Origin of the sequence: Actinomadura sp. 6N118, from assembly GCF_044326415.1 — a bacterium.
Taxonomy (GTDB): domain Bacteria; phylum Actinomycetota; class Actinomycetes; order Streptosporangiales; family Streptosporangiaceae; genus Spirillospora.
In genome coordinates, this window is the sequence record NZ_JBIRAZ010000019.1 from 174,743 (window position 1) to 196,560 (window position 21,818).

Annotated in this window: 24 protein-coding genes and 2 pseudogenes; 12 read left to right on the forward strand and 14 right to left on the reverse strand. The window is 70.0% G+C overall.

Annotated elements, in window-relative coordinates; genetic code table 11:
- Positions 1 to 15: 15 nt before the first annotated feature.
- A complete protein-coding gene (locus tag ACH34W_RS39370) occupies positions 16 to 372 on the reverse strand; it encodes a hypothetical protein (RefSeq protein ID WP_395966283.1) in 357 nt (118 codons plus the stop codon).
- Positions 373 to 826: 454 nt separating this feature from the next.
- On the opposite strand from ACH34W_RS39370, the gene ACH34W_RS39375 reads away from it, so the two are divergent.
- The 3 genes from ACH34W_RS39375 to ACH34W_RS39385 all read left to right on the forward strand — a co-directional run bounded on the left by ACH34W_RS39375 (position 827) and on the right by ACH34W_RS39385 (position 2,388).
- Complete coding sequence (locus tag ACH34W_RS39375; protein WP_395966284.1) at positions 827 to 1,276, forward strand: hypothetical protein; 450 nt, start codon at positions 827 to 829, stop codon at positions 1,274 to 1,276.
- 360 nt (positions 1,277 to 1,636) lie between these two features.
- The gene (locus ACH34W_RS39380) at positions 1,637 to 1,987 is read left to right on the forward strand and encodes a hypothetical protein (RefSeq protein WP_395966285.1); all 351 of its coding nucleotides are present in this window, start codon (positions 1,637 to 1,639) and stop codon (positions 1,985 to 1,987) included.
- Complete coding sequence (locus tag ACH34W_RS39385; RefSeq protein ID WP_395966286.1) at positions 1,984 to 2,388, forward strand: hypothetical protein; 405 nt, start codon at positions 1,984 to 1,986, stop codon at positions 2,386 to 2,388. The genes ACH34W_RS39380 and ACH34W_RS39385 overlap by 4 nt, the downstream gene beginning before the upstream one ends.
- Positions 2,389 to 2,394: 6 nt before the next feature.
- On the opposite strand, the gene ACH34W_RS39390 is transcribed toward ACH34W_RS39385, so the two are convergent.
- A complete protein-coding gene (locus ACH34W_RS39390; protein WP_395966287.1) occupies positions 2,395 to 2,565 on the reverse strand; it encodes a hypothetical protein in 171 nt (56 codons plus the stop codon).
- 301 nt (positions 2,566 to 2,866) lie between these two features.
- Positions 2,867 to 3,262, reverse strand: a complete 396-nt coding sequence (locus tag ACH34W_RS39395) for an MmcQ/YjbR family DNA-binding protein (protein WP_395966288.1) — start codon at positions 3,260 to 3,262, stop codon at positions 2,867 to 2,869.
- A gap of 233 nt (positions 3,263 to 3,495) precedes the next feature.
- Between ACH34W_RS39395 and ACH34W_RS39400 the strand changes: the two genes are divergently transcribed.
- On the forward strand, positions 3,496 to 4,341 hold the full coding sequence (locus ACH34W_RS39400) for a helix-turn-helix domain-containing protein (RefSeq protein WP_395966289.1): 846 nt from the start codon (positions 3,496 to 3,498) through the stop codon (positions 4,339 to 4,341).
- Between the two features lie 26 nt (positions 4,342 to 4,367).
- Here the strand turns inward: ACH34W_RS39400 and ACH34W_RS39405 are convergent.
- From ACH34W_RS39405 to ACH34W_RS39420, 4 genes and pseudogenes are all read right to left on the reverse strand, one after another.
- A pseudogene (locus tag ACH34W_RS39405) lies at positions 4,368 to 4,821 on the reverse strand (cyclophilin-like fold protein).
- Positions 4,707 to 6,143: a carboxylesterase family protein gene (locus tag ACH34W_RS39410; RefSeq protein WP_395966290.1), complete on the reverse strand. Its 1,437-nt coding sequence runs from the start codon at positions 6,141 to 6,143 to the stop codon at positions 4,707 to 4,709. Before ACH34W_RS39410 ends, ACH34W_RS39405 begins: the two are co-directional and overlap by 115 nt.
- A gap of 709 nt (positions 6,144 to 6,852) precedes the next feature.
- A complete protein-coding gene (locus ACH34W_RS39415; protein WP_395966291.1) occupies positions 6,853 to 7,266 on the reverse strand; it encodes a DUF6223 family protein in 414 nt (137 codons plus the stop codon).
- A 483-nt stretch (positions 7,267 to 7,749) separates the two neighbouring features.
- Positions 7,750 to 8,919 carry an FAD-dependent oxidoreductase gene (locus ACH34W_RS39420; protein WP_395966292.1) on the reverse strand — a complete coding sequence of 390 codons (1,170 nt, stop codon included), beginning with the start codon at positions 8,917 to 8,919 and terminating at the stop codon, positions 7,750 to 7,752.
- 81 nt (positions 8,920 to 9,000) lie between these two features.
- On the opposite strand from ACH34W_RS39420, the gene ACH34W_RS39425 reads away from it, so the two are divergent.
- On the forward strand, positions 9,001 to 9,492 hold the full coding sequence (locus tag ACH34W_RS39425; RefSeq protein WP_395966293.1) for an RNA polymerase sigma factor: 492 nt from the start codon (positions 9,001 to 9,003) through the stop codon (positions 9,490 to 9,492).
- Positions 9,489 to 9,971 carry a hypothetical protein gene (locus tag ACH34W_RS39430; protein ID WP_395966294.1) on the forward strand — a complete coding sequence of 161 codons (483 nt, stop codon included), beginning with the start codon at positions 9,489 to 9,491 and terminating at the stop codon, positions 9,969 to 9,971. Before ACH34W_RS39425 ends, ACH34W_RS39430 begins: the two co-directional genes overlap by 4 nt.
- A 245-nt stretch (positions 9,972 to 10,216) precedes the next feature.
- Here ACH34W_RS39430 and ACH34W_RS39435 read toward each other — a convergent pair whose 3' ends face one another.
- The gene (locus ACH34W_RS39435; RefSeq protein ID WP_395966295.1) at positions 10,217 to 10,597 is read right to left on the reverse strand and encodes a hypothetical protein; all 381 of its coding nucleotides are present in this window, start codon (positions 10,595 to 10,597) and stop codon (positions 10,217 to 10,219) included.
- 261 nt (positions 10,598 to 10,858) lie between these two features.
- Between ACH34W_RS39435 and ACH34W_RS39440 the strand changes: the two are divergent.
- Positions 10,859 to 11,149, forward strand: a pseudogene (locus ACH34W_RS39440) (YibE/F family protein); the annotation flags it as partial.
- Between the two features lie 261 nt (positions 11,150 to 11,410).
- On the opposite strand, the gene ACH34W_RS39445 reads toward ACH34W_RS39440, so the two are convergent.
- The 6 genes from ACH34W_RS39445 to ACH34W_RS39470 all read right to left on the reverse strand — a co-directional run bounded on the left by ACH34W_RS39445 (position 11,411) and on the right by ACH34W_RS39470 (position 16,372).
- The gene (locus ACH34W_RS39445; RefSeq protein ID WP_395966336.1) at positions 11,411 to 11,716 is read right to left on the reverse strand and encodes a DUF1330 domain-containing protein; all 306 of its coding nucleotides are present in this window, start codon (positions 11,714 to 11,716) and stop codon (positions 11,411 to 11,413) included.
- Between the two features lie 13 nt (positions 11,717 to 11,729).
- Entirely contained in the window at positions 11,730 to 13,118 is a 1,389-nt protein-coding gene (locus tag ACH34W_RS39450; protein WP_395966296.1) for an MFS transporter, read from the reverse strand.
- A 40-nt stretch (positions 13,119 to 13,158) separates the two neighbouring features.
- Positions 13,159 to 13,617 carry a MarR family winged helix-turn-helix transcriptional regulator gene (locus ACH34W_RS39455; RefSeq protein ID WP_395966297.1) on the reverse strand — a complete coding sequence of 153 codons (459 nt, stop codon included), beginning with the start codon at positions 13,615 to 13,617 and terminating at the stop codon, positions 13,159 to 13,161.
- Positions 13,618 to 13,641: 24 nt separating this feature from the next.
- The gene (locus tag ACH34W_RS39460; RefSeq protein WP_395966298.1) at positions 13,642 to 13,785 is read right to left on the reverse strand and encodes a hypothetical protein; all 144 of its coding nucleotides are present in this window, start codon (positions 13,783 to 13,785) and stop codon (positions 13,642 to 13,644) included.
- Between the two features lie 257 nt (positions 13,786 to 14,042).
- Positions 14,043 to 15,311 (reverse strand): MFS transporter, encoded by a 1,269-nt coding sequence (locus ACH34W_RS39465; protein ID WP_395966299.1) that lies wholly within the window; start codon positions 15,309 to 15,311, stop codon positions 14,043 to 14,045.
- A 116-nt stretch (positions 15,312 to 15,427) separates the two neighbouring features.
- On the reverse strand, positions 15,428 to 16,372 hold the full coding sequence (locus ACH34W_RS39470; RefSeq protein ID WP_395966300.1) for a LysR family transcriptional regulator: 945 nt from the start codon (positions 16,370 to 16,372) through the stop codon (positions 15,428 to 15,430).
- A gap of 134 nt (positions 16,373 to 16,506) precedes the next feature.
- On the opposite strand from ACH34W_RS39470, the gene ACH34W_RS39475 reads away from it, so the two are divergent.
- The 5 genes from ACH34W_RS39475 (at position 16,507) to ACH34W_RS39495 (ending at position 21,776) form a co-directional block, all read left to right on the forward strand.
- On the forward strand, positions 16,507 to 17,505 hold the full coding sequence (locus ACH34W_RS39475; protein ID WP_395966301.1) for a fumarylacetoacetate hydrolase family protein: 999 nt from the start codon (positions 16,507 to 16,509) through the stop codon (positions 17,503 to 17,505).
- On the forward strand, positions 17,502 to 18,479 hold the full coding sequence (locus ACH34W_RS39480) for a cyclase family protein (protein ID WP_395966302.1): 978 nt from the start codon (positions 17,502 to 17,504) through the stop codon (positions 18,477 to 18,479). The genes ACH34W_RS39475 and ACH34W_RS39480 overlap by 4 nt, the downstream gene beginning before the upstream one ends.
- Positions 18,480 to 18,626: 147 nt before the next feature.
- Complete coding sequence (locus ACH34W_RS39485; protein WP_395966303.1) at positions 18,627 to 19,775, forward strand: FAD-dependent oxidoreductase; 1,149 nt, start codon at positions 18,627 to 18,629, stop codon at positions 19,773 to 19,775.
- On the forward strand, positions 19,772 to 20,815 hold the full coding sequence (locus ACH34W_RS39490) for an amidohydrolase family protein (RefSeq protein WP_395966304.1): 1,044 nt from the start codon (positions 19,772 to 19,774) through the stop codon (positions 20,813 to 20,815). Before ACH34W_RS39485 ends, ACH34W_RS39490 begins: the two co-directional genes overlap by 4 nt.
- Positions 20,816 to 20,825: 10 nt before the next feature.
- Positions 20,826 to 21,776, forward strand: coding sequence for a VOC family protein (locus ACH34W_RS39495; RefSeq protein WP_395966305.1), 951 nt, complete (start codon positions 20,826 to 20,828; stop codon positions 21,774 to 21,776).
- The last annotated feature ends 42 nt before the right edge of the window (positions 21,777 to 21,818 follow it).

Genomic DNA, 21,818 nt, shown 5'->3' on the forward strand with positions numbered 1-21,818 from the left:
TTGGAAGCGGTCCGCTCACGAGCACGGCACGGTGATCTGCCGGCTCGTGCCCTTCAAGCGGTAGGTCCGTGTCGCCGTACCGGCGCACTGGTAGGAGGCGCCGCCGGTGCCCTTGGCCACGACGACCCAGTTAGTAGAAGTGACGCGGCGCTCGATGGTGACGCCGAGGGGGTTCTCCACCCCGGGAGGGTCGCAGTAGCGGAAGTGTTCGCCGGTGACGGCCCCTTCGAAATGGTAGAGGTCGGCTAGCACATGGCAGGCGCGGGCGTCGGCGGGCGAGCCGGTGCTGGTGACCAGCGCGGCGGACAGACCCGTGGTGAGAACGGCTCCGGCGAGCCCTGCGCGGGCGAGTTTGGAGATATGAGCGGACATCGATGAACGGCCTTCCTGTGTGGATGCTGCGGCCTCTTGCCTTGGCCGTCGTGTTTGCGGCCAGTGCCAGTTCTACGAGGCCTCCTCAGACCGGACATCGGTAATCAATACCGACTTAAGCTCGCCAGAACGGAAAAGGGTCAGTAGATCCGGCAGCCTCACTGCCTGCAAGTTCGCAGTCCGGACTGCCCAGCGCCCGGTCTGTGGGGCTCCGCTGCGAGTTCGGCCCCCACCGGGTTGGTCATGTGCCGGATGTCCGCACCCGGCCCCGGTTTCAGGCAGAGGTAAAAGGGGGCTGCGGATACCGCGGGCCGCCACCGAAGATCCCATCGACGTCCTCCACACGGAGCGTCCGCAAAGCCCCTCATGGCCTGGATCTCAAGGAGGGTTCTACCGGACGCCGAGTACCCCGCAGCAGAACCCGCATCCGAAATTCGACAGAAGGGAAGGCGACATGAAGTTTGCAAGGTTGTGCGCGACAGTGGCGGCGGGAGCCGCGGTCGGAACCGGTGTCATGGTGAGCACGACAGGGACCGCATCCGCCGCCCCGGCCGTCGGCCCAAGCGGCTGGCATTGTGTGAGAAGCAGCGACTCCAGCGACGGCGACCCAGGAGGCATCTCCGGCTCAGTGGCTCGCCGGTGGAAGAACACCGACGCCTTCGTGCAAGGCGCCTTCAACGCCAAGGGAGAGCTCTTCGGCGCCTTCAACGGGACGAGTACCTCGGTCTCGGCCAAGCTGTACGTCGAGTACCAACCGAACGTCTTCGAATTGAACTGGACGCTCCGGCCGGCAAAGGGCAAGTACAAGACGAAGGACCGGGACCTGCCGGAAGGCCACCGGGTCTACATTGTGGTGTCCATCCATAAGCGGGGTAGCTGCAAGAGCCCGATCCTGATCAGCTAGGCCGCCAGGCCATTGGCGCTACCGGCTAAGAGGCGAACGCGTCAGCGGGATCGCCACCCTGAGGCTGGGCCGCCAACCAGTGAGCGCCTCGACACCCATGGCCGCCGTAGCCGGAAACGATCAGCCCAAACGAGATCACATGCGATGGCGCGCCCCGATCATGATGCAGAGCCCACCAGCCAGAGCGCCCGCCGTACGGCCATAGGCAACCGATCGTACGGCGGGCGATCGGCCTCGCTTCAGGCGAGCCGGTGACCACCGCAGCGGCTAGCGCACATCTGCATGATCATCTGAGGGGTGGCGTTCTACCTGGGCAAGGTTTTGCATACTTTCGAGCTGGCGGCTGCATATAGTGGGGTCATGGCAACTGAGCGGATCACCGTGACAGTCCCGGAAGAGGCTTTGGCGGTGGCACGTGCGGCGGTCAATGCCGGGCGAGCCAAGTCGGTGTCGGCGTACATCTCCGAGGCGACGGCCGAGCGGGCGCGGCGGGAGCAGCGCACGCAGGCGATCGTGGACCGGTGGGGACCGTTCCCGCCCGAGGCGTTCGCGTGGGCCACCGACGTGCTGGGCTCCGAGGGCGACAGTGACTCCGAGGCCGTACACCGCGCGGATGAGTGGTTCGAGCGCCGCGAGGCCGAACGCTTGGCTATGCAGGCCCGGACGACGTCCGGCGAGGAGGGCGGCGACGGCCCCATGCGCGCCTCATGATCGAGCCCGCCCTGACGGGCAAGGTCCTCGACGTCCCCGCGATCATCGACCTGGCCACCGGCGACACCAAGTACATGCGTGCCATGGCGGCCGTCGCCAACCAGCAGGGCCACAGCTTGGTCATCCCTGCGCTCGCGTTCACCCGGGCACTCGTGCGGCTGGGCATGGAGCACGTCGACCAACTGTACTGGGTGCTGCGGTCGGCGTCGGCGGTCATGGCCGATCTGGACGCCGACGCCGCCGGCCGAGTAGCCGACGAGGCGATCACGTTCTTCTCCGGCGACATGATTCTGGCGCAGGTGAGCGTGGCCGCGCGGGTGCGGCGCTGGTCCATCATCACCGACCAGCGCGGCGCCGAGTCGTTCACCAAGGCCGGACACCACCTCCACCTGCTGCCCTGAGCTCGATCAGCTCGGCCGGGGGCACTCAAAGACGTCGCAGAGCGCGGCGAGCACGGGCATCAACAGCCGCTCGGGCGTCTGGGCGACCAGCCGCCAGATCTGCAGCGTGAACGGGTGGTCCGAGGTTCGGGATCCGGTGGGATAGCGGGTGAGCATGAGGGCGACGGCTTCGTCCACGATCCTGGTGTCGGTGGGGTCGGGCGGGACGAAGTCGGTCCGTACGAGTTGAGGTCACAGGAGCTGGCCGCAGATCATGCCGAGGAACTGTTCGGCCACTGCGGATGCCGGCTGTGTCTGTCCGTCGGTCGCGGGCGGCGCGGATGATGCGCGCGCGGTTCTCCGCTTTGATCTGCGCGTGATACCCGGCCTGGCACGTATCGCCACCGGTTTCCGCTCGGTCACGGTCCGCCGCCGTCATACCCACGCCCCTTGCCCGCAATGTCGCTGCCGTCCACGAGGAGCCGGTCGCCGGCCGCGTTCACCGGGCCGCCCGCGTGGCGGTGCCGTAGGTGTGCGGGTCGACAGGCCGCTCGGCCTTGGGGAGGTGGGCGACGACGAGCCGGTAGGACTCGGTGACGAGCTCCCTGACGAGCTCCTTGTCGACGCCTTCTCCGCTCTCCAGGGTGATCCAGTGCTTCTTGTTCATGTGGTAGCCGGGGGTGATGTGGCTGTATTGCTCCCGCAGGGCGTGGGCCTCGGCGGGGTCCGCCTTGAGGGTCACGACGGGACGCCCCGGGACTTCGGTCATCAGCATGAACACCTTGCCGCGTACCTTGTAGACCTCCCAGTCGGGGCCGAAGGGATGCTCCAGCTGGGCTCCGGGGAGTTCCTCCGCGCAGTCGGCGGCGATCTTGTGCAGGGCTGATCCGTTCATGGTGGTGAGCCTTCTCAGGTGGCGACGGACTGTGGCATCGAGGGAGGCGGAGGGCGCGCCGCGCGGGCGCGGTGGCACGTCCCATCCTTCCGTCGAAGCCGACAAAGAGGGCGGTAGGCTGCGGACACGTGATGGTCGACAAGCGACACTCCGGGCCGAGCAGGCAGGCCGGACCAGCTGCGGTTCCGCTGTACGGTTTCCAGCCTCCGGTCGGTACTCCGTACGGCCTTGAGGTGAGTACCGTCGAGGACTTCTTCGCCCAGCACGACGACTGGCCGTGGAACCCGCCCCATCCGGGCCGTGCCACCTTCCACTACCTCATCGCGGTCACCGAGGGTGAGCTGCGACACGACGTCGACCACGTCACGCGGACCGTCGCCCCCGGCCAGTGGCTGTGGGTGCGTCCCGGGCATGCGCAGCGCTGGCATCCGCCCGGCGCGGCCCGCGGCCCGTTCATCCTGTTCGAACCGGACGTGCTGCGGCCCGATCTCGCCCGTCTCCTGGCCCCGCTCACCGCGCACGAGGCCCCTGCCGTGCTCAGCCCGCACCCCGACGACACCGCCTGGCTCCAGCAGACGGCACTCCAGCTCCTGGACGAACACCGCGCACTGGGGCGCCGCCGCCTCGACATCCACCACGCCCTGCGGCGCAGCCTGCTCGAATCGCTGCTGCTGCGTCTGGCCAACGCCCCGGGCATCGCCCCCATGGGCACGGCCACGGCCGGCACGGGCCGAGCCGACAGGTACCGGCGCTTCCTGGACGCATTGGAGCTGCACTTTCGCGAGCTGCACCACGCCGCGGATTACGCCGAGTTGCTCGGCTGTTCGGTCCGCACCCTGAGCCGCGCTGCCCGGGACGCCACCGGCAAGGGGGTACGCGAGCTCATCGACGAGCGTCGCCTCCTGGAAGCCCGGCGCCTGCTGGGAGGTGCCCGGTGGGACGCTCGGGCTGTGGCCGTCCACCTCGGCTTCACCGATCCCGCGAACTTCGGCCGCTTCTTCCGCGACCGCACCGGTCTCACCCCGGCCGCCTTCGCCGCCGGCGAGGCCACGACCGTCCCCCCTCCTCTCCTTGGTTGACCATCTCGGTGGTTTCTGGCTGGGTCTCAGTCGACGGCCTCGATGGTGACGTCGACCGTGCCGTCGTACTTCTCAAAGGCATCGGCCCCCGAGTCGGTTTCGCCGAGGATGACGATGCCGGGGGCGGGGACGGACTGGCCGTCGTGGTCATAGAAGATGGCGATGTCGGGACCGGGGCAGGTGACCGTACTTGTCGCGCTTCAACAGGTCGTTCATCTGCAGCGTCAGCGGAAGCAGCGAGGCGAGGTCGCGTGCCGTCGCGTTGTCGTCGTGGGTTGCCCAACCACCGCGCTTGCGTACGGGCACCGGCACATCCTGGATCTCGAGTGCGTCGAGGCCGCCGGGCCGGGTGAGGACGACGGCCGTCAGGGGCGGGCGATGTTCTCGAACAGGTCGAGGACCGCCTGGTAGTGGGCGCTGGGCTCGTAGGGAGGGTTGCCGACGCTTCCCGAGGTGGGCCGGTCCGTGACGGCGGGCCACAGGCGGGTCTGCTCGCCGGTGACGAAGTCGAGGGCGATGTCGCGGATACGCGTGTCACGGTCGGCCTGTTCAGGGCTGGGGCCCGGCTGTTCCTGGCCGACCAGGGCGTACATCTCGGTGCCGTGCACGGCGGGCGCACCATCGACGGGCCCGATCATGAGGAGATGGGCGTTGCCGCCCGCGGCGGCGTGGGCCAGAGCACCGCGAGCGGCGGGGAGCGTGAAAATGTAGTCCGTCAGGGACGCGGCGCGGACCTCGGCAGGGGTGCGGCCGCCCTGGTCGTAGGTATCGACGATCTTCTTGGCGCGGGAGCGGGGAATGCGCCACCCCGCGAATTCGTCGGTGACGCGGTCGACGGTGTGCGGGTCGAACCGGTCGAGGTCGTTCGCCACCCACCAGCCCATCTCGTCACTGGCCGTGCTCAGGAGTACGTCGATGTCCCGGTGCGAGCCCGAGGCCAGGACTTCCAGGGGGTGGGTGTGCAGCACCCCGCCGGGCTGTTCGGCGTCCAGGACGACGCCGAGGCTCTGGTTGTCCATCCCGCCACGGACTCCGAGATCCGTCGGACAGACCTTGCGCAGGGCGGCCACCAGGGAGGCCGCGTCGAGATCGATCAGCTTGTCGGGGTTGCCCGCGACACCGAGTTCGGTGACGAACCGCTCCGCGAGCTCCTCAGCCCACCAGGCCGGGACGAGACGCGAGGGCGCACCGGAGAACCCGGCCAGCCGCCGATACAGGCCGTCCGCGGAAGAAGCACCGAGCAGCGCGAAGGTGGAGTAGGCGCCGGCGCTGTGGCCGAAGACGGTGACGTCGTCGGGGTCGCCACCGAAGTGGGCGATGTTCTGCTTGATCCAGGTGAGCGCGGCGATGACGTCCTGCAGGCCGAGGTTGCTGGCCTCGGCGAGCCGCCCGCCGTACTGCGACAGCGAGAGCGCGCCCAGTGCGCCGAGCCGGTAGTTGACCGACACGCCCACCACGCGCCCCGACACGGCAAGACCGGCGGCGTTCGAGGTGATCTGCGTGTTCGCGCCGAACTCGAATCCGCCGCCATGGATGTACACGGCCACCGGCAGCGTCTTCCCGGCCGGCTCCTCGGGCGCCCACACGTTCAGGTTCAGGCAGTCCTCGCCCATCCCGCTGTCCGCTTCGAGCCAGTCGCCGCTGTCGGGCTGGACGGGGGTGACGCCCTTGCGGTCGCAGGGGCGATCCGGAGCGAAGTCCGCGACCACGGGGCGGCGGTACCGCTCGGCGGTGGCGAACGGGATTCCCCACCAGGACCGCACCCCTGGTGCAGTCGGAGCCTTGGGCGCGGTCGCGGTCATGGCGTCAGATTCCTTCCGGTGCGGTCGGGTGTTTCGCGCGGCGTGTCGGCGGCTGATCGCTCGCGGTGACGCTCTCCAAGCATTCCGTGGACTCCGATAAATCGCCGAGCGGACAGCAGTCACCCGGTGGTCACCAGGTGACACTTCTCTGTACCTCCTGCTCGTAGCCAGGCCGCCGCGACGGCCTGGACGGCCTGAGGTCCTGCCGTCAGCGCGCCCGCTCACCTGCCAATTGCCGCCACAGGCAGGAAAACAGCCAAGTGGTCTGTGGCGGCAGGGATGCTCATCGACCAGATCGAGATCCGAGGCGGAGCCAATGGCATCCGGGTACGCCTCCACCATCGGCTACGTCCGGACGTGCCAGCAGCTATACCGGAACGCCGGTAGGCCGCCGTCCGGGGACCGCCGCAACCTGTGGGTCCTGCCAGGGAGTCTCGAAAAGTTCGTAAGCCCGGATCGGCACGGCTGCTCCGTGCGGAGCGCACTCATCTCAGTCGCCGGATCCATACCGCCGCCAGGCGCCGGCCCCGAATGCGACATGAGCGGAACGGCAGGCGCCGGTCTTGCCGGGCAGGTCGCGAGAGCGCGTCGCCTGGGTGGCGGCATGGTCAACGATTGGACCTGGACAGGGGCCAGCGCCGGTCTGGCACAGACGGGTTGGACCGCCGCCGCAACGCGGGTGCTGGTTCGGCAGCCGTGGGTGGTTCGTTCAGCCGGTGCGGCGGGAGCGGGGCAGAGCCAGGCCACCGAGCACCATGGCGATCAGTCCCACCGCCAGGGCCACGACGGCCCCGCCTAGCCCGTTGCCGGTGCCTAGACCACCGTCGGCGGTGGTCAGAACCAGCCCGCCGATGGCCATGCCGATGAGCCCTGCCGACAGGGCCACCGTGGCTCCGAGTCGACCGGTACTGGTGCCGAAACGGCTGGTGGGGCGGGCCAGAGCCAGCCCACCGACGACCACGCCGATTATCCCGAGCACGCCAGCCACGATGGATCCGAGTCGCCCGGCGCTCATCTCGTAGGTGCTCGCGGCGACCGGCTGGACCGAGGCGTCCGCCGGTCCAGCAAACCCGAACGCCACGAGGAGAACGGCTCCGGTCACGGCAAGCACTCGGACTGACAATCGGGCTCCTGATGGGCTCATGTCTCTCATCTCTTACGTATGTCTCGTTCCGAGATTTGGATGTCACCCGATCATGTCGCCGGGCGCACCCGCGAGTCGTCCTGCAGGCGGACGCACTTTGCGCTGCGGCAGGTGGCGCATTCCGATTGCTGCGGATGCCGTAGGCGCGGCGAAGGTACTGCGTGCGCGGTAGCCGGCGGCTCGTCCGCGAGCAGGACTCCGGAATTGAGGAAGGTGCGGCTCTTTCTGCAGGGCCTTCTGAGCTGGACGAACAAGTTCCTAGGCACACGACTTGGCGGGGATACCCGTTCCGCGCTGGTCCGTAGCTCCCGCTGATACTCCGTGAGCTGGACCGTCGGGGGTACGTGACTGCTGAACACGTGAGCCCCGGACCAGCGTCATAGTGCTGACAGGACGATGTTGGGCGGCGCCCCGTTGAGCCGCGCGGCCGTGCTGAGACGGTGCCGCTATGAGGACGGTGACTCAGAGGCGCGCTGATCGTTCAGACTCGGTTGTGGCCCTGGGTTGTCCTGGGGATTCGCCGAGCTGCTGGAGGGCGAGTTGCGCAGCGGCGATTCCGACCTCGGCGAACAGTCCGGGCGCGGCGGACTGGTCTGTGGCCACGGTGAGGGCGGTGCCGCGGGTGACGGCTGGACGGTCGTGCCATGTGGTCCCGGGCAGGTCTATGGCCCCGGTGCAGTGCGTGCGGATGGCGCTGGTGTGCCACTGCACCCCGGCGCGCCAGTCGGGCCAGGACTGGTCGAGAAGACGGTGCACTCGGCTTTCGGCGTCGGCTTTTCGCTCGTGGGGGGCGCATGCGGCGGCGATCTGGACGAGGTCATGCCCGGGCGGGGCCAACGTGGGGTCGGCGAGGCTGTAGCGGGCGGCATAGATCCGTTCATCCAGGTCTATTGCCCGGAACCAGTCTGGCCCGCCGTCGGCCCGCAGGCCCAGGTCGAACGTCGCCACGCGGGCGCTGGGCCAGGTCAGCGAGCTGTCGCCGGTCAACTGGCGCGCTGTTGCCAGGCTGGTGGCCAGGATCGTCGGGCCCGCGGGCAGGGCGGGCATCCGTGTCTGGGTGAGTATCTGTGCGCCGAGGCTGGCGGTTCGCTCTGCAAGGAGATCGACCAGGGTGGACCACCCACCGGTCACGTACCGGACGCCGCCGGCAAGCCCCCGGCGAAGGCGCTGGTGGGCGAACGCGGCCGAAAGCCGCCCGGGGTCGTGGTCGAACGTGACGATGAAGACCACTCCGACGATCGCCTCAGCGGTCTTGGCGTCGACGTGCCGGAGCAGCCAGGCGCGGAACGATTCATCGGTCGGCGCCTCGGCGGGCAGCGCGGCGATGGCCTCACTGAGCTCGGCTGGCCACGGACCGAACTGGCCGCCGGCGCGGACGAGACTGGGGTAACGCGGTGCCTCCACGATGGGCGGCGTGAGACCGCGGCACTCCAGCCAGGCCCACCAAGGCCCGTCCACGTAGATGGCGTGGGGACCGGCGTTGGCCCGGTAGGGAGCGGCCAGCGAGCGCGCTCGCCCGCCCGGCCGGGAATGTGCCTCGGCCACGGTCACCTGCCAGCCGCGTTCGGCTGCCTCAATGGCGGCGGTGAGCCCGGTGAGGCCCGCGCCGATGATCGTCAGGTCTGGTTTCACAAGTCGGGCCCTTCTGTGTGGTGTCCTCCTAACTAGAAGGTGGCGGGGAATCTCTGAAAGGTTCCAGCTAATCTTCCCGACGTGGACCCGGAGATCGTCGCGGCGGCTCAGCAGGGGGACGCGCTCGCGGTGGACCGGCTTCTGGACGAGCTGGCCCCCTACGTCCGCCGATTGTGCGCACTGATCGCCCCGGCGACGGCCGACGATGCGACCCAGGAGGCCCTGCTGGCGATCTTCCGGGGCCTGCCCACGCTGCGCGCCCCTGAGGCGATCATGACCTGGGTACGGTCGGTCACCGTCCGGACGGCGATCCGGCTCGCCCGCCAGCAGGACCTGGAGGTCGCTGCGGAGGAAACGCTCGTGGACCGCCACGACTCCTCGCCCGAAGGGCTGGTGGACATCGATGACGCGCTGGCACGGCTGCCGGTCTCGCAGCGCGTCGTGCTGGTCCTGCGGACCCGAGAAGGCCTCAGCGAACAAGAGATCGCCACCACTTTGGGAATCCCGGCAGGAACGGTGAAATCCCGGTTGCATCGAGCCAGAGCCGCGTTCCGGGAGGTGTGGGAATCATGAACGACCCCGTGGAGCTCCCCGACATCGACCCGATCGACCGCCTCGCCGTCCTCGCGGCAGCCTTGCCCGGCGCCGCTGTTGGACAGCGCCGCATCGCCGCCGACTTCGACGCTGTGTGGCAGGTCATCGCGGACCTGGAACACGCCCTCCCCCGCTACGAACCCGGTGTCGCCCACGTGCGTGTGATCGAGCAGCGTGGCGAATTCTTGCGCCTGCTGGTCCAGGACACCTCTGGCCGCGAGGACGCAATGGACGCCAGGCTCCGGCCAGGCTGGTGCCTCATGCAATCAGCCACAGTCGTTGTCGCCTTCGCCGGCCGACGCCTGGGCAGCGAGACCCTGCTGGCCCATCTTGAACACCGGCGCGTGCAGAACCCCCCGGCCAGCCCAAGCCAGCCACCTGACCGCCGCGCCGCCCTGGCGAAAATCGACCAGGAGCTCCACATAATCGAAAGACTCGCTGCTGACTATGGGCGCTGACTACCGGGGTATCGGCGCTCGTGCTCTCCCGCAACGTTCGGCACCAGTGCAGACCAACCCTTCGCTCACGCACGTCCGCGCCGAACGTCACCAGAGGCAGCACCGACAGCACGTCAACCGATACAGGCGAGTGGCCTCAACGCGTTGCCCTTGCACAGTGCGTCAGGCTCGTGGGCGGAGGACAGGAATCATGCGTGCGATACAGCAGGCAGCGTGGGGCGGCACCGCGGCTTCTGGTTGCCCTGTCAGTTTTCGATGCGGCCGCCGCCTCCGCCGCTGGTGGTGGAGCGGACGCAGCTGAGGAAGTAGGAGTTGGTCAAGCCGCCGATCTCCTTGCTCCGTGTGATCCAGCGCGTCGAGGTGACGCGGCCAACCTCGTTGCCGTTGCCCGAATCGTGCGCACGGCAGGTGACCGACACGCTGAAGGTGCTCGGGGCGAACGCGATGATCAGGATCGCACCGCGTGTCTCCGGAATCGAGGTGGTGGAACACCCGTATGCGCCGTACGGGATGCTGCATTGGCGGGAATCCGCCAGCGCCGGCGTCGCCGGGACGACGACGATCGCCGCGGTGACGGCCACAGTGAGAGCCGCACCGACGAGTCCATGGCGTGCTGACTTCTTCATCTCCGCTCCCGTGGGGTCGGGGCCCTCATGGTTTCCCTGGCGCTGCCCCCCGACAAGCACAAACGATGTCCAAGTCCGGCCGTCGCCACCGAGCTCACCGCAACTGCCACTAAGTTCCGCATCTTGCGTTCCTGCTCGGCGCTGCTTTCGGGAAGCCAGTCGTGGGTGGGGTCGTACTCCAGCCAGCTGAAGTTCCTGATCCCGGCGATCCTGGCGGGTGAGCCGCCGTTGCTGGTGGCGATCGTGTGCGCGGCGGCGATCATGCTGACGGTGCTGCAGTCCGCCACCGTCACTGAGCTGGCCAACGCCAACCCCGCCTACCAGTTCGCCCAGCTGTACAAGGCCGCCGCCCGCATCGGCCGCGCGCACATCGCCTCGGTCATCAACACTGTCATCCTGGCCTACGCGGGGGCGTCGCTGCCGCTGCTGTTGCTGTTGAGCATCGGCCAGCAGCCGCTGGGCGAGGTCGTGACCGCGCCCGCACTGGCCACTGAGATCGTCCGCAGCGTCGCCGGCACCCTCGGACTGATCGCCGCCGTGCCGATCACCACCGCGCTGGCCGCTCTGGCGCGCGGCAATCGACACACCGACGACCACGATGATCACCAGGGACACGACGGGTCCAGTGATCACGGGCCCGGCATGCCCGGTGACCTCACCCGCAACCCGGTGCCCACCGTGGTCAGCGGTCCGCGCGATGGTCTCAGTGGTGGTCTTGGTGGGGGTGTCAGTGAGGGCCGAAGTGGGGCGGGGCGACACGCTGCGCCGGAGGCCTCTTGGCCGCCGCCGCACCGGCAAGGACAACCGCAAGAACTATTCGGGGAAGCACAAGCGCCACGGCCTGCACTTCCTTGCGCTCACCGACGAACGCGGACGCCTGATCTGGATCTCCGCCGCGACGGCCTGCTCGAAGCTGTCGAACTCGATCAGGACGGTGCGCTCGGCGATTCCGGTGTCATGCGCCACGACCCGACTGCCACGGGCGAGGATCCGATCGTCCCCGGCCTCGACGGCTGGACCGGCCAGCTTGTTGTAAGCAGCCAGCTTCTCAGGGTCTGAAAATGGTGCGGTAGGCGCTGACCCAGTAGCCCTTGGGCATGGAACCTCCAGTGTTGGGATGAGTGCATCTGACTTACGGGTTGGTCTCGGACGAGCGTCGGCGGGCGAGAGCGAGGCTTGTCAGCGTCGTGATCGCCATGGCGCCGATGCCGACCAGCGCCGCGGTGGTGTAGGCGCTGTCGTCGGGGAAGAAGCGGCCGGGGCCGGTGCCCGTGGCGAGGATCAGGCCGCCGATGGCGCTGCCCAGGGAGTACCCGACGCTGCGGACGACGTAGTTGAAGCTCATGGCGCTCGACGTCTCGCTCTTGGGGGTGACGGCCAGGATGACGCCGGGCATCGCGGCCGAGAAGCCGCCGACGCCGAAGCCGAGCACGCCCATCGCCGCGAACAGTTCGGCCAGGTCCGACCGGGCCGCCGCGAACAGGGCGAACCCGCCGCCGACCACGACGGCGCTGCCGGCCAGGAGCAGGGGGTCGGCGATCCGCGTCCGGACCCGCGGCGTGAGCTTGCCGGCGACGAACCCCAGCACCGAGAACGGGATGAGGACCAGCCCGGCGACGAAGGTCGTCAGCCCGAAGCCGTAGCCGGCGCCGTGCGGCGTCTGCGCGTACCGGGTGATGAGCGTGAGCAGGAGGTACGTGCCGATCCCGCCGACGAACATGGCGAGGTTCGCCCCGGCGACCGCCGGGTGCCGCACCGCCCGCACATCGACCAGGGGCGTCGTGCTGCGCAGCTCGATGACGGCCCAGACGCAGAGCAGCACCACCGCGACGACGGCGAGGCCCGCCGCCACGGCGAGGTGCCGGCTCCATAGATTCCGTTCGCCGGCGAGGAACAGCACCAGGAGCAGCGCAGCGGCCAGGACGACCGCGCCTGCCACGTCCACGTGGGCGGAGCGGCCTTCGGGGGCTTCGGGCATGGAGCGCCACGCGGTCAGGAGGGCGGCGGCGGTGACGACCAGGCCGAGGCCGTAGGCGGCCCGTACCCCGCCGAGCTCGGCGAGCAGTGCGGCCAGCGGGTAGCCGACGCCGGCCCCGATGATCGAGGCCACCGAGATCAGGGCGATCACGGCCGCGCTGCGCTCCTCGGGGAGGTGGTCCCGGGCCACGCCCATCATCAGCGCCGTCAGCCCGAGCCCGACGCCCTGGGCCGCCCTGCCGGCCAGCAGCCACGCGAACGGCAGCGGCAGCACGGTGAGCGCGCTGCCGACGACGACGACCGCCAGCGTGGCGAGGATCGTGGCCCGCCGGTGCGGGCCGGCTCCGAGCCGGCCCAGGACCGGCGTGGCGACGGCGCCGCTGAGCAGCGCGACGGTCAGCGTCCACTGCGCGCTGCCGAGCGAGACGTGGAACGAGGTCGCCACGCTGGTGATGAGCGGCGTCCCGAGGCTGGCGACCGCCGCCACGACCAGAGCGATGAACATCAGGGCGGGGACCAGCAGCCGCGCCTCGGAACGCGCCACCGGGAACGCCTTCACCGCGACCCGCCGCCCGGCTGCCCGGTCACTGCTTCGGACCTTCGCGGTCCTGGCTTTCGAGCTCTGCCAGATGCTTCAGCGCCGGAAGAGCCGCCACCAGCGCCTCGACCTCGTCGCCGGTGAGCTCGCCGATCAACCGCTCGAACGCGTGGACGCCCGCCTGGCGCCGCGTCCGGACATAGGAGGCGCCGGCCTCGGTCAGGCACACCAGCGTGACCCGCTTGTCGGACGCGTCGCCCCGCCGCTCGACCAGGCCGGACTCCTCCATCACCCGGACCAGGGCGGTCATCGCGGGCTGGGTGACGCCCTCGACCGCGGCCAGATCGGTGATGCGCCGCGGGCCGGTCCTGTCCAGGGTCGCCAGGGTGGCGGCGGACGTCAGGCTCATGTCCCGGGGAAGACGTCTCACAGCCCTGGTGGCCAGGCCGTAGAGGACTGACCCGATGGCGGCGGACGCGCCAGGAGCGGTGTCTTGACGGACCATGCTCGAAGCATAGCCAATTTATATTCATAGTCTATGGAAATGGTCGGCCAGCCGGTTCAGCTTTGCCCGCAGCGGCTCCAGCTTGCCCCGCACCTCGACCGGCAGGCCGAGCACCTCGTCGACGGCCCGGACCGTGACCGGCCCGGCCACCTCCCGCACGATGGCCACCAGCCGCTCGACGAAACCGAGGCCACCCTGCTGCTATCGGTCATCTGGTGCGGCCGCTCTCCCGAATACGCAACCTTCCGTGCCCCGCACCTCGACCTCGAACGCGAGCTACGCCTGCGCGGTCTCATCCGCGACAAGGCCGTGGAAGCCGCGCATCAGGTCGGCTCCCCCTGTTCTGCAAACCGGCCTCATCACCTGGACCTGGCCCGTACCGGACCAGCGCCGCCCTCGACTCGCCCGTCGCGGGCGGCCTCCTGCTACTGGGACAACGGTGCGACGGCCGCGGCGCTGCGCCGCGCGGTCAGGAAGAGGCCTGCCGCGACGACGGCCGAGGCCAGGCCGAGCAGGCCGACGGCGGCGGCCAGGGTGCCGAGGGCGGACTCGACCGCGATCAGCACCAGCGGGCAGATGAACTGGCCGATGAAGAAAGACGCGGTCCACAGGCCGGTGCCACGGCCGCGGTCGGCGAAGTCCAGCCTGGACATGGCGATGGTGAGCAGGGAAGGCAGCAGAAGACCGGTGCCGAGGCAGTTGAGCACGGCGCCGACGATCAGCAGCGGCGCGCTGTCCGCGAGCCACATCACCGCCAACCCGGCCGCGCACAGGGCGAAGACGAGTGGCAGCCGGGGCCCCGGGGCCCCGCGCAGCTTGGCGAAGGTGATCGCACCGGCCACGGTGGCGGCGCTGGCGATGGCTGTGGCCAGCCCGATCACGCTGGTCGCCGTCACGCCGAGGTCGTCCAGCAGGTAGGACATCTCCACCGGGACGGTGTAGAAGACGAGGGCCCCGAACACGGTGAGTCCGCAGATCCCGGCTAGCTGCCGGAACGGGAAGGAGCGCTTCGGGGCGACCGTGCTCTCCCCGTCCTCGGCGGCGGCACCGGTGGCCGCGGTCGGCTTCGGCAGCACGATGGCCATGAGCGGGGCGATGAGCAGGCTGACGGCGTAGATCCAGAACGGGGTCCGCCAGCCGGCCGACCCCGCGGCACCGCCGATGACGAAGAACGCGGTCGCGGAGGCGGAGGCGCACATGGTCTGAAGGGCGAGGTAGCGGTCCCGTACCCGACCGCTGTAGTAGTCGCCGATCAGCGTGGTGCAGCAGGTCATGATGGCGGCCTCGGTGATACCGACCAGGGCGCGGCTGGCCACGATGGCGCCCAGCGACTCCAGCCACAGCGGGGCGGTGCCGAAGATCGCGTATAGCACGGTCGCGACGATCAGCAGGCGCTTGCGGCCGAGCCGGTCGACGATGACGCCCGCGAAGGGTGCCAGCAGGCCCAGCGCCAGGGCCGGAACGGTGAGGGCCATCGGGACCAGGGCGCCTGCGCCGGGTACGTCGGCGAAGTGGTCCTGCATCTTGGGCAGCACGGGGGCGATCAGGACGGCCCCGAGGATCGGCAGGCAACTGCCGGCCATGAGGAGAGCGACGCGCAGCCGGTGCGCGGCACCGGACGTCGGAAGGATCACACCGGGCGGCGGCACTGGTTCCGCGTAAGCGGGCGGGGGCGGAGGCACGGAAGCGGGCATGCGGGAACTCCACGTGGCGAGGTGAGGGACGGCACGCCATCGGGACACAGAGACCCCGAGGCGAGAAGCGTGCGGAGGATCTGGGGTCGACTATGAGTGAGCGGCCCAGCCCTGGTCTAGCCGCTGTCCGATCGATCTCCCGGATCCTGATCATCCTTGCCGTGGATGGTCTCGGCGACCCGGGCCGCTGTCTCCCGCAGCCAGATGTGCGCCGCGTCGTGCGTGTGCACCGGGTGCCACCACAGGGCTTCCCGGAGCGGCACGGCGTCGTAGGGCGGTTCCACGACCCGTACGGGGACGAGCCCGTCCAGCCGGTCGGCGAGATGCCCCTGGATCAGGGCGACCCGGCGGGTGCCCGCGACCAGGAGGGGAATCAACTGGAAACTGTCGACGGAGACTTCGACGCGCGGCTCGATACCGAGCATGCCGATCTGACGGGCGGCGGGTGCGTCGTAGGTGCGCTGGTACGTCACCCACGGCAGCCGGGCCAGGTCGTCGAGGGTGAGCTGCTCGCCGACCTCCGGGTTGTCGTCGGCGACGAGGTAGACCCAGCGGTCCTGGTAGAGCTCCACGGCGGGAAAGTCGCCGATGATGCCGTGCGGCAGCAGCAGCCCGTCGGCGGTGCTCAGCAGCGCCCCGGTGTTCTCGGTGAGGTCCGTCGGGGGCTGCTTGAAGCGCAGCCTGATCCCCGGCGCCTCGGTGTGGACGATGCGGGCGAATTCGGCACCGAAGACGGCCACCGCGTAGTCGGAGGCGACCAGGGTGAACTCGTGCTCCTCATGGGCGGGGTCGAACGTCGCCTGGCTGGTGAAGACGCGTTCGAGCAGGTCGCAGGCGGTAGCGGTGCGGTCAAGGAGGGCCAGGCCGAGGGCGGTCAGTTCGTAGCGTCCGCCGACCCTGGAGAGCAGGTCGTCGTCGAAGTGGCGGCGCAGCCGGGCCAGGGCGGCGCTCATGGCGGGCTGGCTGAGCCCGATGCGCCGGCCCGCCTTGGTGACGTTGCGCTCCTCCAGGAGGGCGCGCAGGGCGACGACGAGGTTGAGGTCCAGGCTGGCCAGGTTCACGCGAAATCCCTGTATGGAGTAGGAGACTGTGGCCCGAGTATTCGCTGCCTGGATGCTTGGCATCCAGAGAATCGATTTCCCTGATCGCAATGTACGAGCCAGATTAGTGGCACCGCAATCGGGAGGACATCTCCGTGAAATCCGCAGCCAGGTCGGCGCCCCTCTTCGCCGGCCCCTTGGCCATCGGCACACTCTCCGCTCCGGGCGGGGCCGCGTTCCCCGGCCTCGTGGTGCCGGACGGCCGCGTGCTCGACCTGCGTACGGCCCTGGACGAACCGCCGCTGACCGCCCTCGCTCTCTTGGAGCGCTGGGACGAGGAACTGCCTCGCCTGCGCGGCCTCGCGGACGAGCCGGCCGGTGACTGGCTGCCACTGGACGACCTGTCCGTGCACGCGCCCGTCGAGCCCCGGCAGATCTTTCAGTCCGGCGCCAACTACCGGCAGCACGTGATCGACCTGGAGGTCGCGCACCGCACCCCGGACGACCCGCGCACCGTCGAGGAGGCCCGCGCCGAGATCGCGGCGATCATGGACCAGCGGGCCGCCGAGGACCTCCCGTACGTCTTCATCGGCCTGCCGACCACGATCACCGGCCCCTACGACGACGTCGTGCTGCCCTCCTGGGCCAAGAAGCCCGACTGGGAGCTGGAGCTGGCCGCGGTGATCTCCCGCCCCGCCCACCGGGTCGCGGTGGAAGACGCCCTGGAGTACGTCGCGGGCTACACCATCGCCAACGACCTCACCGACCGTGCCACCGTCTTCCGCCGGGACATGCCCGCCATCGGCACCGACTGGCTGCGCTGCAAGAACGCTCCTGGCTTCACCCCGCTCGGCCCCTGGATCGTCCCGGCCGGGTCCGTCGCCGACCCGTCCGACCTGCGGGTCACCCTGAAGCTCAACGGCGAGACCATGCAGGACGAGTCCACCAAGGACATGATCTTCGGCGTGGCGCGGATGGTCTCGTACATTTCCCAGACCGCCCAACTCCTGCCCGGCGACCTGGTGTTGACCGGCAGCCCGGCCGGGAACGGCATGCACTGGGGCCGGCTGCTGCGCGACGGCGACGTGATGGACGGATCCGTCACGGGGCTCGGTGCCCAGCGCACCCGCTGCGTCGCGGAGGAGGCGCCGTGATCGACCGCATCACCGTGCCTGACGCGAAAGACGCCGAGGGCGCGATCGCCGAGGCCGCCAAGGCGTACTCCAACTGGGGCCGTTGGGGCGAGGACGACGTCCTCGGCACGCTCAACTTCCTGGACGCCGGAAAGCGCCGCGAGGGCGCGGCCCTCGTCCGCGACGGCGTCAGCTTCTCGCTCTCCCAGCGTTTCGACATGAACGGCCCGCAAAAGGGCTGGCGACGGCGCACGAATCCGGTGCACACCATGCTCGACACCGGCACCGACGCAGCCCTGGGCAACCAGGGTTTCCCGCACGGCATCGGCGGTGCCGACGACGTGATCGCGATGCCGCTGCAGTGCTCCACCCAGTGGGACGGCCTCGGCCACATCTTCGACCATGGCAAGGCATGGAACGGGCGGGCCGCCGAGAAGGTCGTCACCTCCGACGGCGACCTCGTCACCGGCATCGAGCACATGGCGCCGTACGTCGCCGGGCGGGGCGTCCTCCTCGATGTGGGCCTGGTCGTCGGCCGGAACGGCGAACTGCCCGACGGCTTCGCCATCACCGAGGAGCACCTGACCGCCAGCGCCGAGGCGCACGGCGTCACCGTCGGCCGCGGCGACCTCGTCCTCGTCCGTACCGGACGGCTGGCCCGCGCCAAGCGCGACGGCTGGGGCGAGTACGCGGGCGGTCCCTCGCCCGGGCTGAGTTTCACCACCGCCGGCTGGCTGCACGGCAGCGAGATCGCTGGGATCGCCACCGACACCTGGGGTTTCGAGGTCCGGCCCAACGAGTTCGACCATGCCTTCCAGCCGCTGCACCAGGTCGCCATCCCCAACATGGGCCTGCTCATAGGCGAGATGTGGGACCTCGACGCCCTGGCCCAGCACTGCGCGGCCGACGGGCGGTACGAGTTCTGGCTCACCGCCGCTCCGCTGCCCATCACCGGAGCAGTCGGCTCCCCCGTGAACCCGATCGCCGTCAAGTAACGCCCCGGACCGGCCAAGTAACGCCCCGGACCGGCCAGGTAACGCCCCGGACCGGCCGAGTGGGTCGCCCCGACAGCCACACCCATCCGGCTCGCACCACCACCCCTGCCGCTCGAAGTCGCGCGGCCCCACCCTCAGGGAGACCCCATGACCGACCCCCGCCCCCGCACCGTCCTCGTCATCGGCGGCGGCGCCTCGGGCAACGCCGTGACTGTGCTGCTGCGGCGAGCGGGCATCACCGTGGACCTGATCGAGGCCAGGCCCGACTGGAACGTCCTCGGCTCCGGCATCACCCTCCAGGGCAACGCGCTGCGCGTGCTGCGCGAACTGGGCGTGTGGGACAAGGTCCAGGAGAGCGGCTACGCCTTCGACTCCGTGGGCCTGGCCACGCCCGACGGCCACGTGTTCCACGTCCAGCAGGACATCCGTACCGGCGGCGAGGACCTGCCCGCGACCATCGGCATGCAGCGGCCCCGGCTCCAGGAGATCCTATGCGAGGCGGTCCGGGCGAGCGGTGCGACGGTCCGCCTCGGCACCACTGCCGACGAGCTGGTCCAGGACGGGGCCGGCGTCACCGCCCGCTTCAGCGACGGCACCGAGGGCCGCTACGACCTCGTCCTCGCGGCCGACGGTCTCCACTCCCTGACCCGCGCGATGATCGGCATCAGTGACAAGCCCGAGCCGACCGGCATGGCCATCTGGCGCGTCGCCGCACCCCGCCCGGCGGGCGTAGAGCGCACGGACCTGGCCTACGGCGGGCCCTGCTACATCGCCGGCTACTGCCCCACCAGCGAGAACACCATCTACGCCTATCTCGTCGAGGCCAACCGCGACCGCGCCTCCATCGACCCGGCCTCGTACGCGGACGAAATGCGACGCTTGGCAGCCCCGTACGGCGGTGCCTGGCCTGAGATCGCCGCGAGCATCACCGACCCGGCCAAGGTCAACTACACCTGGTTCGACCGGCTGCTCGTCGAGGGCTCCTGGCACCGCGGCCGGGTCGTGCTGGTCGGCGACGCCGCCCATGCCTGCCCGCCCACCCTCGCGCAGGGCGCGGCCATGTCGCTGGAGGATGCCTCCGTACTGGCCGGGCTGCTGAGCGCGGAGGAGTCGTGGGATTCCCTCGGCTCCCTCGACGACCTGCTGACCCGCTACTACGAGCGCCGCATCGACCGTGTCCGCATGGTCGTCGAGGCCTCGGTGCTGCTCGGCCAGTGGCAACTGGACGGCGTCCGTGACGCTGACGTGCCCGGCCTGATCGGCCGCACGATGTCCGCCCTGAAGGAGACCCCGTGACGACCCCGGACGCCCCGAACACCCTGGACACCCTGGGCGGCCCGGTGACCCCCACCATCGACGTCCACGCGCACGTCCTGCTTCCGCAGGTCGAGAAGGCCGTCGCCGGACACCCCGGGCTGGCCGCCGCCCGCAGTCTCGACGCCCGCCGCAACGGCCCCGAGGCGCTCGCCGTCAGCGGCCCGATGGTCCGCGACCGCATCCCTCGCCTGACCGACGTCAAGGCCCGGCTCACCGCGATGGACGCCTCCGGCGTCGACCTCCAACTGGTTTCGCCGTCCCCGTCGCACTACCACTACTGGGCCGACGAAGACCTGGCCCGCACGGTGTGGGAGCTGGCCAACTCCGGCACCGCCGCGCACGTCGCAGGGGCCACCGAACGGCTACTCGGCCTCGGTCTGGTGCCGCTCCAGCATCCGGCGCTGGCCGTGGAGGCGCTGGACCACGCCCTCGCGCAGGGCCTGCTGGGCGTGGAGATCTCCTCGCACGCGCCCGGCCTGGAGCTGTCGGACCCGGCGTACGCACCCTTCTGGGCGCGCGTCGAGGAGACCGGCGCCGTGCTCTTCCTGCACCCCTTCGGCTGCACGCTCGACGAGCGCCTGGACCGCTGGTACCTGTCCAACACGGTCGGGCAGCCCACCGAGAACGCCGTCGCGCTCTCCCACCTCATCTTCTCCGGCGTGCTGGACCGCCACCCCGGCCTGAAGGTGATCGCCGCGCACGGCGGTGGCTACCTGCCCACCCACATCGGCCGCTCCGATCACGCCTGGCGGACCAGACCGGACACGCGGGGCTGCGCGTTCGAGCCGAGCAGCTACCTCAAGCGGCTGTACTTCGACTCGCTCGTCCACGACCCGCACGTCCTGCGCGAACTGATCCGGGTGGCCGGCCCCGACCGGGTCCTGCTCGGCTCGGACTTCCCCTTCGACATGGGCACCGAGGACCCGGTCGGCGCGCTGCGCGCCGCCACGGACCTGCCCGACCCCCACTTCCACGCTGTACGCGGCGGCAACGCGGCAGCGCTGCTGCGTCTCTCCTGAGGAGCCCGACATGACCAACGACCTGCCCACCCGCCTGCTCACCCACCTGCGGCACGTCGACCTCGCCGTGCCCGACTACGACAAGCAGCTCGACTTCTACGCCGGAGTCTGGGGCCTGACCAAGGTCGCCGAGGACTCGGGCATCTCCTTCCTGGCCGCCGAGGGCAGCCCCGAGCAGTACGTCGTACGGCTCCGCAAGGCCGAGGAGAAGCGGCTCGACCTCGTCTCCTACGGCGCCGGGTCGGCCGCCGACGTGGACACGCTCGCCGGGCAACTCCTCGCGGACGGCGTGCGGTTGATCTCGCAGCCGGGCAAGGTCGACACCCCCGGCGGGGGCTACGGCTTCCGCTTCTTCGACGGCGACGGCCGCACCGTCGAGGTCTCGGCGGAGGTCGAGGCCCGGCGGCACCGGCGTATCGAGGAGAAGGAGGCCATCCCGGTCCGCCTCTCGCACGTCGTCCTCAACTCCCCCGACCTGGACGCCACCCGCGCCTGGTACCAGCGCCACCTCGGCTTCCGGCTGTCCGACACGCTCAGCTCCCCGCACATGGGCGAGGTCATGCACTTCATGCGGATCAGCAACCAGCATCACTCGATGGCTCTTGCCAAGGGGCCGCACACCTCCCTGCACCACGTCTCGTTCGAGATGCGCGGCCTGGACGAGTACATGCGCGGGTCGGGGCGTGTGATGCGCTCCGGTGCCCGCAAGGTCTGGGGCCCGGGCCGGCACATGGCCGGCGACAACACTTTCACGTACTTCCTCGACCCGCACGGCAACACCGTCGAGTACACAACGGAGTTGGAGGAGCTCGATGAGGACACCTGGCATCCGCATGTCTACGACTTCTCGCGGCCCGAAGTCACCGACCAGTGGGGCACGGCGAACCCGATGAACGAACTGGTCGCCAGGGAGTCCTTCAACGACGTCGACCGCGGTGTCTTCGTCGCCCCGCCGGTCTGATCCCTCTCGGCTCGGCGCCGGGGCGCGGAACGGTCCATGCCC

Coding starts and splice junctions, on each gene's coding strand:
- ACH34W_RS39455 (WP_395966297.1), bottom strand. CDS start 13,617: ATGGTCCGTCAAGACACCGCTCCTGGCGCGTCCGCCGCCATCGGGTCA.
- ACH34W_RS39385 (WP_395966286.1), top strand. CDS start 1,984: ATGATCGAGCCCGCCCTGACGGGCAAGGTCCTCGACGTCCCCGCGATC.
- ACH34W_RS39410 (WP_395966290.1), bottom strand. CDS start 6,143: ATGACCGCGACCGCGCCCAAGGCTCCGACTGCACCAGGGGTGCGGTCC.
- ACH34W_RS39430 (WP_395966294.1), top strand. CDS start 9,489: ATGAACGACCCCGTGGAGCTCCCCGACATCGACCCGATCGACCGCCTC.
- ACH34W_RS39375 (WP_395966284.1), top strand. CDS start 827: ATGAAGTTTGCAAGGTTGTGCGCGACAGTGGCGGCGGGAGCCGCGGTC.
- ACH34W_RS39435 (WP_395966295.1), bottom strand. CDS start 10,597: ATGAAGAAGTCAGCACGCCATGGACTCGTCGGTGCGGCTCTCACTGTG.
- ACH34W_RS39465 (WP_395966299.1), bottom strand. CDS start 15,311: ATGCCCGCTTCCGTGCCTCCGCCCCCGCCCGCTTACGCGGAACCAGTG.
- ACH34W_RS39370 (WP_395966283.1), bottom strand. CDS start 372: ATGTCCGCTCATATCTCCAAACTCGCCCGCGCAGGGCTCGCCGGAGCC.
- ACH34W_RS39485 (WP_395966303.1), top strand. CDS start 18,627: ATGACCGACCCCCGCCCCCGCACCGTCCTCGTCATCGGCGGCGGCGCC.
- ACH34W_RS39495 (WP_395966305.1), top strand. CDS start 20,826: ATGACCAACGACCTGCCCACCCGCCTGCTCACCCACCTGCGGCACGTC.
- ACH34W_RS39395 (WP_395966288.1), bottom strand. CDS start 3,262: ATGAACGGATCAGCCCTGCACAAGATCGCCGCCGACTGCGCGGAGGAA.
- ACH34W_RS39380 (WP_395966285.1), top strand. CDS start 1,637: ATGGCAACTGAGCGGATCACCGTGACAGTCCCGGAAGAGGCTTTGGCG.